We start from the raw sequence: 13,604 nt of genomic DNA on the forward strand, positions 1-13,604 counted from the left end.
ACGCGGGCGGGCGGCCACCCTTCCGGAGGCGGGTCGCACCGCCGTCCGCCCGTCCCCGGCCGGTAGCGTCGCGACCGCCCGGGGACGTCCGCGGGCGCACCCACGAGCAGGAGGTCCCGGTGTTCCGGATGCCCAGGGCCGTCACCGCGGCCGCCGCGACGGCCCTGGTCGCCACCGTGCTGGGAGCGGCCCCGACCGCCACCGCCGCCCCGGACGGCGACCCGCTGCAGCGCCGGTTCGCCGCCGCCGCGGCCGAGTTCGGCGTCCCGGAGGGCCTGCTGCTGGCGCTGGCCTACCAGCAGACCCGGTGGGAGTCGCACGGCGGCGCGCCCAGCACCACCGGCAACTACGGGGTGACCGGCCTGACCCGGGTCGATCCGGCCGCCGTCCCGGCCGGGGCGGACGACCCGCAGCTGCACACCCTGGACGCCGCCGCCGCGCTGATCGGCCGCCCCGCCGGGGAGTTGGCGGCCGACCCGGCGCAGAACCTGCGCGGCGCCGCCGCGCTGCTGGCGCACTACCAGCGGGAGTCCGGCCGGGCGGTGGGCGGCGATCCGGGCGACTGGTACCGGGCGGTGGCCCGGTTCGGCGGGAACGCGCGGAGCCCGTTCGCCGACCGGGTGTTCGCGACCCTGCGCACCGGCGCCGAACGCACCACCGCCGACGGCCACCACGTCCGCCTGGCCGCCTCCCCCGCCCTGCGCGTCGACCGGCCCGCGGACACCCGGGGCACCGCCGGGCCCCGGGGCGCCACGGCCGCCGCCGACTGCCCGGCCGGGCTGGACTGCGACGTCCGCCCGGCCGCGTACGCGCTGACCGACCCCGAGGACCCGACCTCGTACGGCAATTACACCAAGGCGAACCGTCCGGCCGACGGCCAGCGGATCCAGTACGTCGTGCTGCACGACACCGAGGGCGGCTACGACGGCTCGCTCGCCACCTTCCGCAACCCGAGCAGCCAGGCCAGCGCGCACTACCTGGTGCGCTCCTCGGACGGGCACGTGACGCAGCTGGTGGACAACCGGGACGTGGCCTGGCACGCCGGGAACAAGACCTTCAACATGCACGGCATCGGGATCGAGCACGAGGGCTACGCCTTCCCGAAGGACCGGCCGACCTGGTACTCGGAGCAGCTGTACCAGTCCTCCGCCGCGCTGGTGCGGCACCTGGCGGCCCGCTACGGCATCCCGCTGGACCGGGAGCACGTCCTGGGGCACGACGACGTGCCGGGGCCGGTGCAGGCGAACGTCGCCGGGATGCACTGGGACCCGGGCACGTTCTGGGACTGGGCGCACTACCTGGAGCTGCTGGGCGCCCCGCTGCCCGGCCCGACCGAACCGCCCGCGGTCGGCGACACGGTCGTGATCTCCCCCGCGTTCGACGCCAACCGCCCTGCGGTGAACGGCACTTCGGATCGCCCGGAGAACTTCGTCTACCTGCGCACCGGCCCGTCCCCGGATGCCCCGCTGCTGAACGGCGGCACCCGGGACGCCGCCGACTGGCGGGACAAGGCCGTCACCGGCGCCCGCTACGTGGTCGCGGAGGTCGCGGGCGACTGGACGGCGATCTGGTACGACGGGCAGAAGGCCTGGTTCGCGAACCCGGGCGGCTCCGCCGCCGTCCGCGACCCCCGCCCCGGCCGGACGGTGCTCACCCCGCGGCCCGGCCTGGCCTCCGCCCCGGTGTACGGCCGCGCCTACCCGGAGGCCGCCGCGTACCGGGGCCACCCGTCGATCCCGGTGCAGCAGGTCGTCCCGCTGTCGGCGACCGTCCCGGCCGGGCAGGCGTACCCGGCCGCGGACGCCGAGCCGGTGCGGGGCGACTTCTACTACGCCCGGAACATCGACGGCGACGCCCCGGAGGACCGCACCCTGGTGGTCGGCTGCGACGCGTACTACCCGATCCGCTACAACCACCGGCTGGCGTACCTCAAGTCGACCGACGTGCAGGGCGGTTCGGCCGCCCCGGCCTGCGCCGGAAACTGAGCTGCCGCCCGACCGACCGGCCGCCTAGGATCCACCGCATGACGAACTGGACGGGCGTGCGCGAACGGGTGGCCGCGCTGCGGCCCCACAGCGGCCGGGTGTTCGGCTCCGGTCGGCACCGCTTCGCCCTGGCCGACCGGCTGGACGAGGCCCGGATCGCCGAGGCGGAACGGCGGTTGGGCATCGTGCTGCCCGCCGAGTACCGCTCCTTCCTGGGCGCCGTCGGCGCGGGCGGCGCGGGTCCCGACTACGGCCTGTTCACCCTGACCCGCACCCGGTCCGGCTGGGGCTGGCCGGAGCAGGACGACGAACCGGCGGACCTGGCGGCGGAGTTCCTCTCGGAGGCGGAGCGCGAACGGCTGAACGCGGAGCACGCCGCCCGCGAGCCCCGGGAGGCGGACTTCCCCGACGCCGACGCCCACCTGACCGCGTTCCGGGCCTGGGACGACGAGTGGGAGCTGCTGCGCCGCCGGATGACGGCGGGCTCGGTGCGGATCAGCGAGCAGGGCTGCGGCTACTCCTCCTGGCTGGTGGTCTCCGGCCCGCACCGGGGCAGCGTGTGGGTGGACGAATTCGCCGGGGACGGCCTGATGGCGCGGCTGGCCCCGGACTTCCGCACCTGGTACCTGGACTGGCTCGCCCGCGCCGAGGTCGAGGCCCGCGGGCACCGCTGAGGCCCGGTCAGCTCCGGCGCAGCGCCTTGCGGGTGTTGCGCACCCACCGGTGCAGTCGCTGGACGTTCGCCAGGGTGTGCACCCGGCCGGCCACGGTCAGCCGGTACTTGAGGCGCAGGAAGGGCGGGAGGGCGTCGATCCGGTCGCCCCCTATCGCGCTGACCAGCCGGGTGACGTGCCGGTGGTAGGCGTAGCGGTAGGCGCGGTCGCCGTCGGGGACGGTCCAGAAGAACATCGGGACCTCCTCGACCAGGGTGTTGTGGTCGTAGGCCCGCAGGTGCTCGCGGAAGACCGGCTCGGGGCGGTCGAGCAGCCAGCCGCGGACGAGTTCGATCGAGCGGATCCGGTCGGCCAGGCCGCGCGGGTCGGTGCGGCGCTGGGTGATCGAGCGGTCGCCGTCCTCGCGGATCCGCCAGTGGTAGACCGGCTCGGACAGCACGTCGACGCTCTTCGCCAGGAAGTGGTGCGGGACGCTGACCGGGGCGTCCTCGTAGAGCATGCCCTCGGGGTACTCCAGGCCCGCGGCCTCGTAGAAGGAGCGCCGGTAGACCTTGTTCCAGGCGGTGCGGTCGGTGACCAGCGCGGGCAGTTCACCGACGTGGGTGCGCAGCCGGTTCTCGGCGAACGGGCGGCGGTGCACGTGCGAGGGCTCCAGGCCGGCCGAGCGCAGCCGCAGCACGTTGCCGGCGGCGAAGTCGGAGCCGGTGCCGTCGAGCGTGTCGACCATCAGCCGGTAGGCGTGCGGCGGCACGACGTCGTCGCTGTCGACGAAGGCCAGGTACTCGGTGCCCGGGGCGAGGTGGCGCACGCCGGTGTTGCGGGCCGCGCCGAGGCCCTGGTTCCGCTGCCGGACCAGCCGGAACCGCGGGTCGCGCGCGGCGTACTCCTCGGCGACGGCGGCGCTGGAGTCGGTGGAGCCGTCGTCGACCATGACGCACTCCAGGTCGGTGAACGCCTGGGCGGCGATCGAGTCCAGGCAGGCGGCGAGGTAGCGCTCGACGTTGTACACCGGGACGACGACGGAGAGACGGGGAGCCATCGGCTGCGCGGCCTTTCGGGCTGGCGCCCGGAGTGGCTGGCGGGAATGCCGCCGGGCGCGGACACGCGAAGCGTATCGGAGTGGAACTGCCGTACGGGGAACGGACGGTGAATGGGAAGTAGCGGAATTCCCGGCTCCGGACCCGCGGCGGACGAGGCGCTGCGGGAAGGCCGCGGAAAGTGGCGGAGAGGCGGTGGGAGAACGGCACCGCGGCGGGCGCGGAACAACCGAGCGCCGCTGCCCACCCCCGTGGGGCAACGGCGCCCGAGCATCCGGATGCCGATCCTGCCGACCTCGTCCACGGCGTGTCAACTATCGTGGATTCTCCGACGCCGCCCCGCACGTCGCATACCGGCGATCCCCACGCTTTCCGCACGATTCCGCCAACGATCGTGCAGAAGGGGACGGACGAGGGATACGCCCGGGGGTACGGAACCTCTATGATCCGGCACATGCCCCAGGACACCCCCCGCGCCGAAGCCCCGGACTTCGCCAGCCGCTTCCGGCGCCTGATAGCGGTGATCTACCCCAAGGACCTCGGCCGTCCCTGGCGCGACACCGAAATCGCCGAAGGCACCGGGCTGAGCGGCACCTACATCGGCAACCTGCGCAAGGGCACCCAGAAGCCGAGCCTGGAGAACGCCGTCCGGATCGCGAAGTTCTTCGGCGTCCCGCTCGACTACTTCTCCGACTCCGCGACCGCCCGCGCGGTGGAGCAGGACCTGCGCAAGATCGAGGCGCTGCGGGACGCCCGGGTCGAGCGGATCGCGATGCGCGCGGCCGGACTGCCCCCCGAGATGCAGGACGCCGCACTCACTATTGTGGAGCAGTTGCGGCGGGCCGTGGGCCTGACCGACGGGCCGCCGGACGCGGCCGGCCCGACGACGTGACGGAGCGTCAGCAGGTGCCGCTGGGACACTGGCGGCTGCCGGAGGAGGTCGACGTGCGGGGTGCGGGCAGCGGACTGGGGCGGACCCGCCGCCGGATGCGGGCGGTCGCGCGCGACCTGCGCCTGCCGCCGCTGAGCACCGTCGAGGAGCTCTGCGACGCGGTCTCCGCCCACCTGGGCCGGAGCGTCCGGATCGTCCCGCGCCGGATGCGGGTCGGCGAGCCCTCCGGCTTCGTCGAACGGCTCCCCGCCGAGGACGTCGTCCACGTCGAGGAGGAGACCTCCGGCCTGCACCGGGCGCACATCGTCTGCCACGAACTGGCCCACCTGCTCTGCGGCCACCTGCCCGAGCCCGCCCCGCACGACCCGGACGCCGCACGGGTCGAACTGCCCACCCTCGACCCGGAGATGGTCCGGCTGGTGCTCGGCCGCTCGCACTACGACGACGCCGCCGAGGAGGAGGCCGAGGTGCTCGGCGCCGAACTGATGCGCGTCCTGGTGCTGGCCCCCGGCGCCGGGACCACCTCGCAACTCGCCCCCGCGCTGGAGCACCGCAAGGGACAGCATGTCTGAACTGCCGTACGACCTGGTTTACCTGGGCATCGGCGGCGGCGCCTGGCTGGTCGCCGCGCTGAAGCTGCGGGCCTGGCGGCGCGACCCGTCCTTCGGGCTGCTGGTGGTCGCCCTGGCGATCGCCTCCCCCGCCACCGCCTTCCTGCTCGCCTCCCCGGTGCTGTACCGGGCGATCGGGCGCCTCACCGGCGTCGGCAACCTCGCCACCCTGTTCGTCTACCTCGGCATCGTCGGCTTCTCCGCCGCCGCCGTCGTCCTCGCCCTGGTCTGGACCCCGCCCGAGGAGCGCGCCGACAGCCGGGTCTGGGCCCCGCTGGACGAGCGGCTGCGGCAGCGGGTGCGCCGCCGCACCGCCGTCTTCGCCGCCCTCGTCCCGGTGCTGGTCGCCCTGTTCCTGGCCGGCGGCCCCTACCGGCCCGAGACCCCGCTCACCTTCGACACCACCTTCGCCCCGCGCACCGCCACCGCCCTGTTCCTCGCCCTCTACCAGGGCCTGTTCGCCTACGCGCTGGTCGACATCGGCCGGGTCTGCCTCGGCCACGCCGCCCGCCTCCCGCTCGGCCCGCTGCGCCGCGGCATCCGGCGGATCGCCCTCGGCGCGCTCACCGCCTGCGGCTACGTGCTGTGCAAGATCGCCGCGATCGCGCTCGCCCACGCGGGCGTGGACGGCGCCGAGTGGCTCAGCACCGCCCTCGGCCCGGCCTTCGCCGCCCTCGGCGCGATCGGCATCACCTGCGGCTTCGCCGGGCCCGCCGCGGCCGCCTGGAGCGCCCGCCGCCGTGACTTCCGCGCCCTGCGCCCGCTCTGGGAGCTGGTCTACCGGGCCGACCGCCGCCTCGCCCTGGAGGGCCCGCCCTCCCCCGCCTGGCGCGAGCGCCTGGCCCTGCGCGACCTCGAATGGCGCACCACCCGGCGCGGGTTGGAGATCCGCGACGGCCAGCTGACCCTCCGTCCGTTCGTCGACCCCGCCGCCGTCCACGCCGCGCAGCGCCTGGCCGGACGCGCCTCGCTCGCCCCCACCCACCGCGACGCCCTGGTCGTGGCCGCCGCGCTGCGCTCCGCCGTCACCGCCCTCGCCGCCGGGGCCGTCCCCCGCCCCCGCGAGGAGCAGCCCGTCCTGCCCGGCCTGGACACCGCGCCCGACGAGGAGCGCGCCCACCTCGTCCTGGTCGCCGCCTACCTGCGCTCCCCGCTGCTGGACCGCGCCCTGGAACCCCTCGGGTGACCATCCCGCCGCCCCCGCGGGACGCCTTCGCCGCCCTCGTCCTACGGCGGCGCCCGCAGCGCGCCCGGGTCGGCCTGACCCTCGGCTTCGTCCGCACCTTCGCCGTCCCCGAGATCGCCGAAGTCCTGTCCGGCACGGGCAGGTTGACGTCCGCCCCGAAGGCCCGGGCGAAGGCCACCGGCGCCATGATGTTCGCCCTGATCGGCCACGGCGTCGACAGCCCCGCCGGGCGCGGGATCGTCGCCGAACTCGCCGCGATGCACCGGCTCCCCGGCGTGGACGAGGAGTTGATGCGCTACGTGCTGGCCTGCTTCACCGTCTGCCCGGTCGAGTTCGCCGCCGCCACCCCGGCCGAACGCGAAGCGGCCGCCGCCTTCGCCGCCGCACTCGCCGCGGCCCTCCGGCTCCCGCCGCTCCCCGGGCCCACCCTGGCCGAAACCGCCGCCTGGATGCGGGAGTTCGAAGCCGCCAGGTTCGCTCCCAGCGCGGCCGGACGCCAGCTCTGGCACGCCGTCGCCCCGCTCTTCGCCGCCCGCCTCCCCGGCCCCCTCGCCCGCCACGCCCCCGCCTTCGCCGCCGCCCTCCTCGACCCCCCGCTGCGCGCCGCCTTCGCCCTCCCCCGCCCCGCCCTCCCGCTCCGCGCCGCCGCCCGCCTGGCCTTCCACCTCACCCGCTAGGGCCCCTCCAGGGGCTCGGGAAGAACGGCGGTGGCCCCGTCAGGGGCTCGGGGAACGGCGAGTCCGTGCTGCTGGTGGCCGGAGCCCATCGAAGGTCCGTGCTGCTTCGGGCCGTAGTAACAGAACCCGAAGCAACGGCACGCAACGGCAGTGAACCGTGAGCAGCCCCGAGCCCGCCGTTCCCCGGGCCCCTGATGTCGCGCCTCGCCGTTCTCACCGGACCCCTGAGGTCGCAGCCCTACCGACCCCCGTGCACCCGGCGGTAGCTCCACCCCAGCAGCCCGAGCAGGATCAGCCCGGAGAGCACCAGGCTCGTCCCCGTGGGCCACCCCGCGAACGGCAGCGAGGGGACGAGGACGGCGACCACGCCCGCGCCGATCAGGCCGAGCCCGGCGAGGACGGAGCCCGCGATCCGCCAGCCGGAGGCGACGCTCGCCTCGACGCCCTGCATGGCCTTGGCCCGTACCGGCTCCACGAAGCGGGCGAAGGCCGGCACCGCACGGGCGACGAGCACCAGGCCGGCCAGCAGGAGGAGCATGCCGGGGCCGGGCAGGATCAGCAGCACCACGCCCACCGCGATGAGCACCGCCCCGGCCACGCCGAAGGCGACCCGGGCCACCGGATGGACCGAGGTGGGGTCGGCTTCGTACCGGGGGCGCCGCTGCTCGCTCATCAGCCCACCCTAACCGGACGGCCCGCGGTTCCCGCCGCACCCGGCCCCGGTACGCCGGGCGCCCCCCGGAAACGACCAGGGAGCGCCCGGACGCCGTGCCGCCCCACCCGTCACGCGCCGAGCCGCCGAGCCGCCGAGCCGCTCAGCCACCGAGCCGCTCAGCCGCTCGTCACATCCCGTTCTTGCGGATCGGGGTGTACTCGGCCAGCTTGGACATCTGCACCTCGTGCGAGATGCAGCCCTGGCTGCCGGAGTCCTCCAGGATGATCGCCTTGGTGTGCGCCGCGTCCGCCCAGCCGCCGAACAGCACCACGTGCTGCTCCCGGCGGTTGTCGACCACCAGCGCGTCGCCCGGCTGGAGGTCGCTGCGGGCGATGTGGTGGGCGATGCCCGAGGACTCGCTGATCAGCGGCCCGGTGGTGGTGCCGGGGCCGGGCAGGCCCCAGGCGGCGGAGACGAAGCCGGAGCAGTCGACCCGGTAGCCGTTGGTCACGGCGCCCTGGCTGTAGCCGAGCCTGCGCTGGACGCGCTCCATCGCCCGCTCCACCATGGCCCGGCGCTCGTCCGAGACCCCGTCCAGCTTGGGCTGGGCCTTCACGCCGACGCCCTCGCCGTTGCGCGGGTGCCGGTGGTCGGACCAGGCGTCCCAGCTGTTGCCGTTGACGATCTTGGTCTTCCAGTCGCCGGTCGAGCGGTCCTTCAGCTTGGGGCCGTCGTGCTTGCCGCCCGGACCGCTGATGACCCCCGTCCCGTCGTTGCCGCTGGTGTCGGTGCCGGTGTGCGGCGAGGAGGGCTGCCCGGCGTGGCCCCCGCCACCGCCGCCGCCGTGGCCGCCGCCGGTCCCACCGCCGCCGCCGTGGCCGCCGCCCGCGCCGTCGATGCCGGTGCTGGGCGACTTGGGCGAGGTGGGCTGGGCCTGCCCGTCGTGCTTGCGCTTGAGGTCCTCGGCGATCTTCCGCTCGACCGCCTCGTAGTCGGCGATCAGCTTCTTGATCTTCGCCGCGTCCTCGCCGAGCTCCTTGGTGAGCTTCTCCTTGGTCCTGGCGAGCGCCTCGGCCCGGGCGCTGATCTCGTGGACGTCCCGGGTGACCTCGGCCAGGATCTTCCCCGCGCCGAGGACGCCCATGATCCAGCCCGAGAACACGTCGGTCGCCGCCGCCTTGGCCACGGTCGCCTTGATGTGCCCGAGCTGGCCGGACATCTCCTCCATCCGCTGGTTGATCTGCTCGAAGTCCCGCTGGATCTTCAGCAGTTCACCCGGCTGGAAGCCGAACTGGTTCCCCGCCATCGCGGTGTTCCCCCTCTTTCTCGTCACCCCGACCGGGCGGTGCTACAGGACGTTGGCGAGCTGCTTGACGGAGTCGCCGAGCTGCCCGAGCTCGTCCGCCACCGAGTTCAGCTCGCGCACCCGGCCCTGCGCGTGCGCGATGAACGCGTCCGCGGCCGCGCCGTGCCAGGTCAGGCTGCCGAGCAGGCTGTTGACCTCGCGGCCGAGGCCGTCGACCTGCTTGCCCAGCTCGGCGAGCTCCTGGGCGATCTTGTTCAGCTCGGCGTCGGCGTCGCCGAACATCTTGCCGAGCGCCCAGTGCGCGATCTCGGCCGGCGCCATGACGATGTCCTCGGCGACCTTCGCCACGTCACCGACGAGGTGCTTGACGTCTCCGATCAGGTCCATGACCCGTCCCCCTGTTTCCCCGTGCGACTCTTCCCCGAAAGCCTGTTCCCCCCAGGCTAGCCAGTACGTGGCCCGGACGAAATGGGTGGGTACCCGGTCGATTCCGCCCGGCGGGCCCGGCGGCGGCTGTTCGCGGTCGGCCCGCCGTGCCTGTGACACTGGACGTGCTCGAAAACCGAGGTGCGCCCCGGCCCCCACTTTTTGCAACCTAGAGGGATGCCCGCAGTGAGTTCTCCCGTAGCCCCGCAGCCCGCCCCCACCTTCGCGGAGCTGGCCGCCCGGCTGCCCGGCGTGATGCTGCGCGACGCGCAGCGGCTCGGCCGCCGCCTGGAGGGCACCCGCAAGGTCAGGTCGGCCGAGGGCCGACAGAAGGCGCTGACCGAGCTGGCGTCCGACTTCGACCGCTCCGAGGCCCGGGTGGCCTCCCGCCGGGCGGCCGTGCCGGTGATCAGGTACCCGCAGGAACTGCCGGTCGCGCAGAAGAAGGACGAGATCCTGGCCGCCGTCCGCGACCACCAGGTGGTGATCGTGGCGGGCGAGACCGGCTCCGGCAAGACCACCCAGATCCCGAAGATCTGCCTGGAGCTGGGCCGCGGCGTCCAGGGCCTGATCGGCCACACCCAGCCGCGCCGGATCGCCGCCCGCACGGTGGCCGAGCGGGTCGCCGAGGAGCTGGGCACCCCGCTGGGCGAGGCGGTCGGCTGGAAGGTCCGGTTCACCGACCAGGCGGGCCAGGACACCCTGGTGAAGCTGATGACGGACGGCATCCTGCTGGCCGAGATCCAGACCGACCGGGACCTGCGCCAGTACGACACCCTGATCATCGACGAGGCGCACGAGCGCAGCCTGAACATCGACTTCCTGCTCGGCTACCTCAAGCAGCTGCTGCCCCGCCGCCCCGACCTCAAGGTGGTCATCACCTCCGCGACCATCGACCCGGAGCGCTTCGCCGCGCACTTCGACGACGCCCCGATCATCGAGGTCTCCGGCCGCACCTACCCGGTCGAGGTCCGCTACCGCCCGCTGGTCGACGACGACGAGCCCGACGAGGAGGAGACCGACCGGGACCGCGACCGGGACCAGATCCAGGGCATCTGCGACGCCGTCGAGGAGCTCCAGGCCGAAGGGCCGGGCGACATCCTGGTGTTCCTCTCCGGCGAGCGCGAGATCCGCGACACCGCCGACGCGCTGACCAAGCTGAAACTCAGGTCCACCGAGATCCTCCCCCTCTACGCCCGGCTCTCCTCGGCCGAGCAGCACCGGGTGTTCCAGCGCTCCTCGCAGCGCCGGGTGGTGCTGGCCACCAACGTCGCCGAGACCTCGCTGACCGTCCCCGGCATCAAGTACGTGATCGACCCGGGCACCGCCCGGATCTCCCGCTACAGCCACCGCACCAAGGTGCAGCGGCTGCCGATCGAGGCGATCAGCCAGGCCAGCGCCAACCAGCGCAAGGGCCGCTGCGGCCGCACCTCGGACGGCATCTGCATCCGGCTGTACTCGGAGGAGGACTTCCTCTCCCGCCCGGAGTTCACCGACGCCGAGATCCTGCGCACCAACCTGGCCTCGGTGATCCTGCAGATGACCGCTGCGGGCCTGGGCGACATCGCCGCCTTCCCGTTCCTCGACCCGCCGGACTCCCGGAACATCAAGGACGGCGTCAACCTGCTGCACGAGCTGGGCGCCCTCGACCCGGACGAGAAGGACCACCGCAAGCGGCTGACCGAGCTGGGCCGCAAGCTCGCCCAGCTCCCGGTCGACCCGCGGATGGCCCGGATGGTGCTGGAGGCCGACCGCCTCGGCTGCGTCCGCGACGTGATGGTGATCGCCGCCGCGCTCTCCATCCAGGACCCGCGCGAGCGCCCCGCCGAGAAGCGCCAGGCCGCCGACGAGCGGCACCGCCGCTTCCAGTCGGAGACCTCCGACTTCCTGTCCTACCTGTCGATCTGGCGCTACGTGCGGGAGCAGCAGAAGGAGCTGTCCTCCTCCGCGTTCCGCCGGATGTGCAAGTCCGAGTTCCTCAACTACCTGCGGATACGGGAGTGGCAGGACGTCTACGTCCAGCTGCGCACCATCGCCAAGCAGCTCGGCGTGACGATCGACGAGCCCCACGACGACGCCGAGCCGGACGCGGACCGGATCCACCAGGCGCTGCTGTCGGGCCTGCTCTCCCACCTGGGCCTGTTCGACGCGGAGAAGCGCGAGTACGCGGGCGCCCGCGGCGCCCGGTTCGCGGTCTTCCCGGGCTCGGGGCTGTTCAAGAAGCCGCCGCGCTGGGTGATGTCGGCGGAGCTGGTGGAGACCTCCCGGCTGTGGGCGCGGATCAACGCGAAGATCGAGCCGGAGTGGGTGGAGCCGCTGGCGGCGCACCTGATCAAGCGCACCTACAGCGAGCCGCACTGGGAGAAGAAGGCCGGCGCGGTGCTGGCGTACGAGAAGGTGACGCTGTACGGGCTGCCGATCGTCGCCCAGCGCAAGGTCAACTACGGCCGGATCGACCCGGAGCTGTGCCGGGAGCTGTTCATCCGCACCGCGCTGGTGGAGGGCGACTGGGAGACCCACCACCGGTTCTTCGCGGAGAACCGCAAGCTGCTCGACGAGGTCGAGGAGCTGGAGAACCGGGCCCGCCGCCGGGACATCCTGGTGGACGACCAGACCCTGTTCGACTTCTACGACGCCCGGCTGCCCGAGGACGTCGTCTCCGGGCGGCACTTCGACGCCTGGTGGAAGAAGGCCCGCCGCGAGCAGCCCGACCTGCTCAACTTCGAGAAGTCGATGCTGATCAACGACTCGGCGGACGGGATCGCCGAGGAGGACTACCCGGACTTCTGGCAGCAGGGCAAGCTGCGCTTCCCGCTGACGTACCAGTTCGAGCCGGGCAGCGACGCGGACGGCGTGACGGTGCACATCCCGCTGGCGGTGCTGAACCAGGTGGTCTCGGAGGGCTTCGACTGGCAGATCCCGGGCCTGCGCGCCGAGTTGGTGACGGCCTGGATCCGCTCGCTGCCGAAGGCGGTGCGCCGCAACTTCGTCCCGGCCCCGGACTACGCCCGGGCGGCGATGCGCGAGCTGACCGACCGCCAGGAACCGTTGCTGCCGACGCTGGAGCGGGTGCTGCACCGGATGTCGGGCCTGCCGATCCCGCCGGAGGCCTGGGACGAGGAGCGGATCCCGGACCACCTGAAGGTGACCTTCCGGGTGGTGGACGGCAAGCGCAAGCTCGCCGAGTCCAAGGACCTGGAGGAGCTGCGCCGCAAGCTCCGGCCGAAGCTGTCGGCGACGCTGTCCAGCGCCGCGTCCGGGCGCGGCATCGAGCGCACCGGCCTGACCGCCTGGCCGGACGACCTGCCGGTCCTGCAGCGCACCTTCGAGCAGCGCTCCAAGGGGCACTCGCTGCGCGCCTACCCGGCGCTGGTGGACGAGGGCAGCAGCGTGGGCATCAAGCTGTTCGACACCCCGGAGGCCCAGCGGCGGGCGATGTGGGCGGGCACCCGCCGCCTGCTGATGCTGCGGGTCAACTCCCCGGCCAAGTCGATCCAGGGGCGGCTGGGCAACCAGGCCAAGCTGGCCCTGTCGTACAACCCGCACGGTTCGATCCCGGCCCTGTTCGAGGACGTGGTGGCGGCCGCGACCGACCGCCTGATGGAGTTGAACGGCGGCGTGGTCTGGGACGCGGAGGCGTTCGCCGCGCTGTACGACAAGGTCCGGGCGGACCTGTACGAGCTGTCGGCGGACACCACGCTGAAGACGGCCTCGGCGCTGATCGCCTTCCACAAGGCCTCGACCCGGCTGAAGTCGGTCTCCAGCCCGGTGCTGCTGTCCGCGGTGAACGACGTGCGGCTGCACCTGGCCTCGCTGGTGCACCCGGGCTTCGTGGCCGACACCGGCTGGCAGCGCCTGGGCGACCTGAAGCGCTACCTGCTGGCGGTGGACCGCCGCCTGGAGGCACTGCCCAACCACCCGCAGCGGGACCTGCAGAACCTGCAGAAGGTGCAGGCGGTGCAGCAGGCGTACGGGGAGCTGCTGGCGAGGGTCCCGGCGGGCCGGGAGCCGTCGCCGGAGGTGAAGGCGATCCGCTGGATGATCGAGGAGCTGCGGGTGAGCTTCTTCGCGCAGGGGCTGGGCACGCCGAGCCCGGTGTCGGAGAAGCGGATCCTCAAGGCGATGGAGGCCGCCGCGGCGACCCTCTGAGGCCCG

At 73.7% G+C, this 13,604-nt stretch carries 11 protein-coding genes; 7 read left to right on the plus strand and 4 right to left on the minus strand.

The window, feature by feature from the left end; translation table 11 throughout:
- Positions 1 to 128 precede the first annotated feature (128 nt).
- Positions 129 to 1,985: an N-acetylmuramoyl-L-alanine amidase gene (locus tag ACFY00_RS32765; RefSeq protein ID WP_388036483.1), complete on the plus strand. Its 1,857-nt coding sequence runs from the start codon at positions 129 to 131 to the stop codon at positions 1,983 to 1,985.
- A 38-nt stretch (positions 1,986 to 2,023) separates the two neighbouring features.
- On the plus strand, positions 2,024 to 2,659 hold the full coding sequence (locus tag ACFY00_RS32770) for an SMI1/KNR4 family protein (protein WP_388036412.1): 636 nt from the start codon (positions 2,024 to 2,026) through the stop codon (positions 2,657 to 2,659).
- A 7-nt stretch (positions 2,660 to 2,666) separates the two neighbouring features.
- Here the strand turns inward: ACFY00_RS32770 and ACFY00_RS32775 are convergent, their stop codons facing one another.
- A complete protein-coding gene (locus tag ACFY00_RS32775; RefSeq protein ID WP_388036415.1) occupies positions 2,667 to 3,698 on the minus strand; it encodes a glycosyltransferase family 2 protein in 1,032 nt (343 codons plus the stop codon).
- Between the two features lie 452 nt (positions 3,699 to 4,150).
- Here ACFY00_RS32775 and ACFY00_RS32780 point away from each other — a divergent pair, with 452 nt between their 5' ends.
- The 4 genes from ACFY00_RS32780 to ACFY00_RS32795 are packed head-to-tail and all read left to right on the plus strand — an operon-like array spanning position 4,151 to position 7,062.
- The gene (locus ACFY00_RS32780; RefSeq protein WP_388036418.1) at positions 4,151 to 4,588 is read left to right on the plus strand and encodes a helix-turn-helix domain-containing protein; all 438 of its coding nucleotides are present in this window, start codon (positions 4,151 to 4,153) and stop codon (positions 4,586 to 4,588) included.
- A 14-nt stretch (positions 4,589 to 4,602) separates the two neighbouring features.
- The gene (locus ACFY00_RS32785) at positions 4,603 to 5,160 is read left to right on the plus strand and encodes a hypothetical protein (RefSeq protein WP_388036420.1); all 558 of its coding nucleotides are present in this window, start codon (positions 4,603 to 4,605) and stop codon (positions 5,158 to 5,160) included.
- A complete protein-coding gene (locus ACFY00_RS32790; protein ID WP_388036423.1) occupies positions 5,153 to 6,385 on the plus strand; it encodes an MAB_1171c family putative transporter in 1,233 nt (410 codons plus the stop codon). Before ACFY00_RS32785 ends, ACFY00_RS32790 begins: the two co-directional genes overlap by 8 nt.
- Positions 6,382 to 7,062 carry a DUF2236 domain-containing protein gene (locus tag ACFY00_RS32795; RefSeq protein WP_388036426.1) on the plus strand — a complete coding sequence of 227 codons (681 nt, stop codon included), beginning with the start codon at positions 6,382 to 6,384 and terminating at the stop codon, positions 7,060 to 7,062. Before ACFY00_RS32790 ends, ACFY00_RS32795 begins: the two co-directional genes overlap by 4 nt.
- Positions 7,063 to 7,300: 238 nt before the next feature.
- Here the strand turns inward: ACFY00_RS32795 and ACFY00_RS32800 are convergent, their stop codons facing one another.
- The 3 genes from ACFY00_RS32800 to ACFY00_RS32810 form a co-directional block, all read right to left on the minus strand.
- Positions 7,301 to 7,735: a PGPGW domain-containing protein gene (locus tag ACFY00_RS32800; RefSeq protein WP_388036429.1), complete on the minus strand. Its 435-nt coding sequence runs from the start codon at positions 7,733 to 7,735 to the stop codon at positions 7,301 to 7,303.
- Between the two features lie 169 nt (positions 7,736 to 7,904).
- Complete coding sequence (locus ACFY00_RS32805; protein WP_388036432.1) at positions 7,905 to 9,023, minus strand: hypothetical protein; 1,119 nt, start codon at positions 9,021 to 9,023, stop codon at positions 7,905 to 7,907.
- Between the two features lie 42 nt (positions 9,024 to 9,065).
- Entirely contained in the window at positions 9,066 to 9,410 is a 345-nt protein-coding gene (locus ACFY00_RS32810) for a hypothetical protein (protein WP_388036434.1), read from the minus strand.
- 216 nt (positions 9,411 to 9,626) lie between these two features.
- Between ACFY00_RS32810 and hrpA the strand changes: the two genes are divergently transcribed.
- Complete coding sequence (gene hrpA / locus ACFY00_RS32815; protein ID WP_388036437.1) at positions 9,627 to 13,598, plus strand: ATP-dependent RNA helicase HrpA; 3,972 nt, start codon at positions 9,627 to 9,629, stop codon at positions 13,596 to 13,598.
- The last annotated feature ends 6 nt before the right edge of the window (positions 13,599 to 13,604 follow it).

The sequence above is a fragment of the Kitasatospora sp. NPDC001540 genome, assembly GCF_042894345.1.
GTDB lineage: Bacteria > Actinomycetota > Actinomycetes > Streptomycetales > Streptomycetaceae > Kitasatospora > Kitasatospora phosalacinea_C.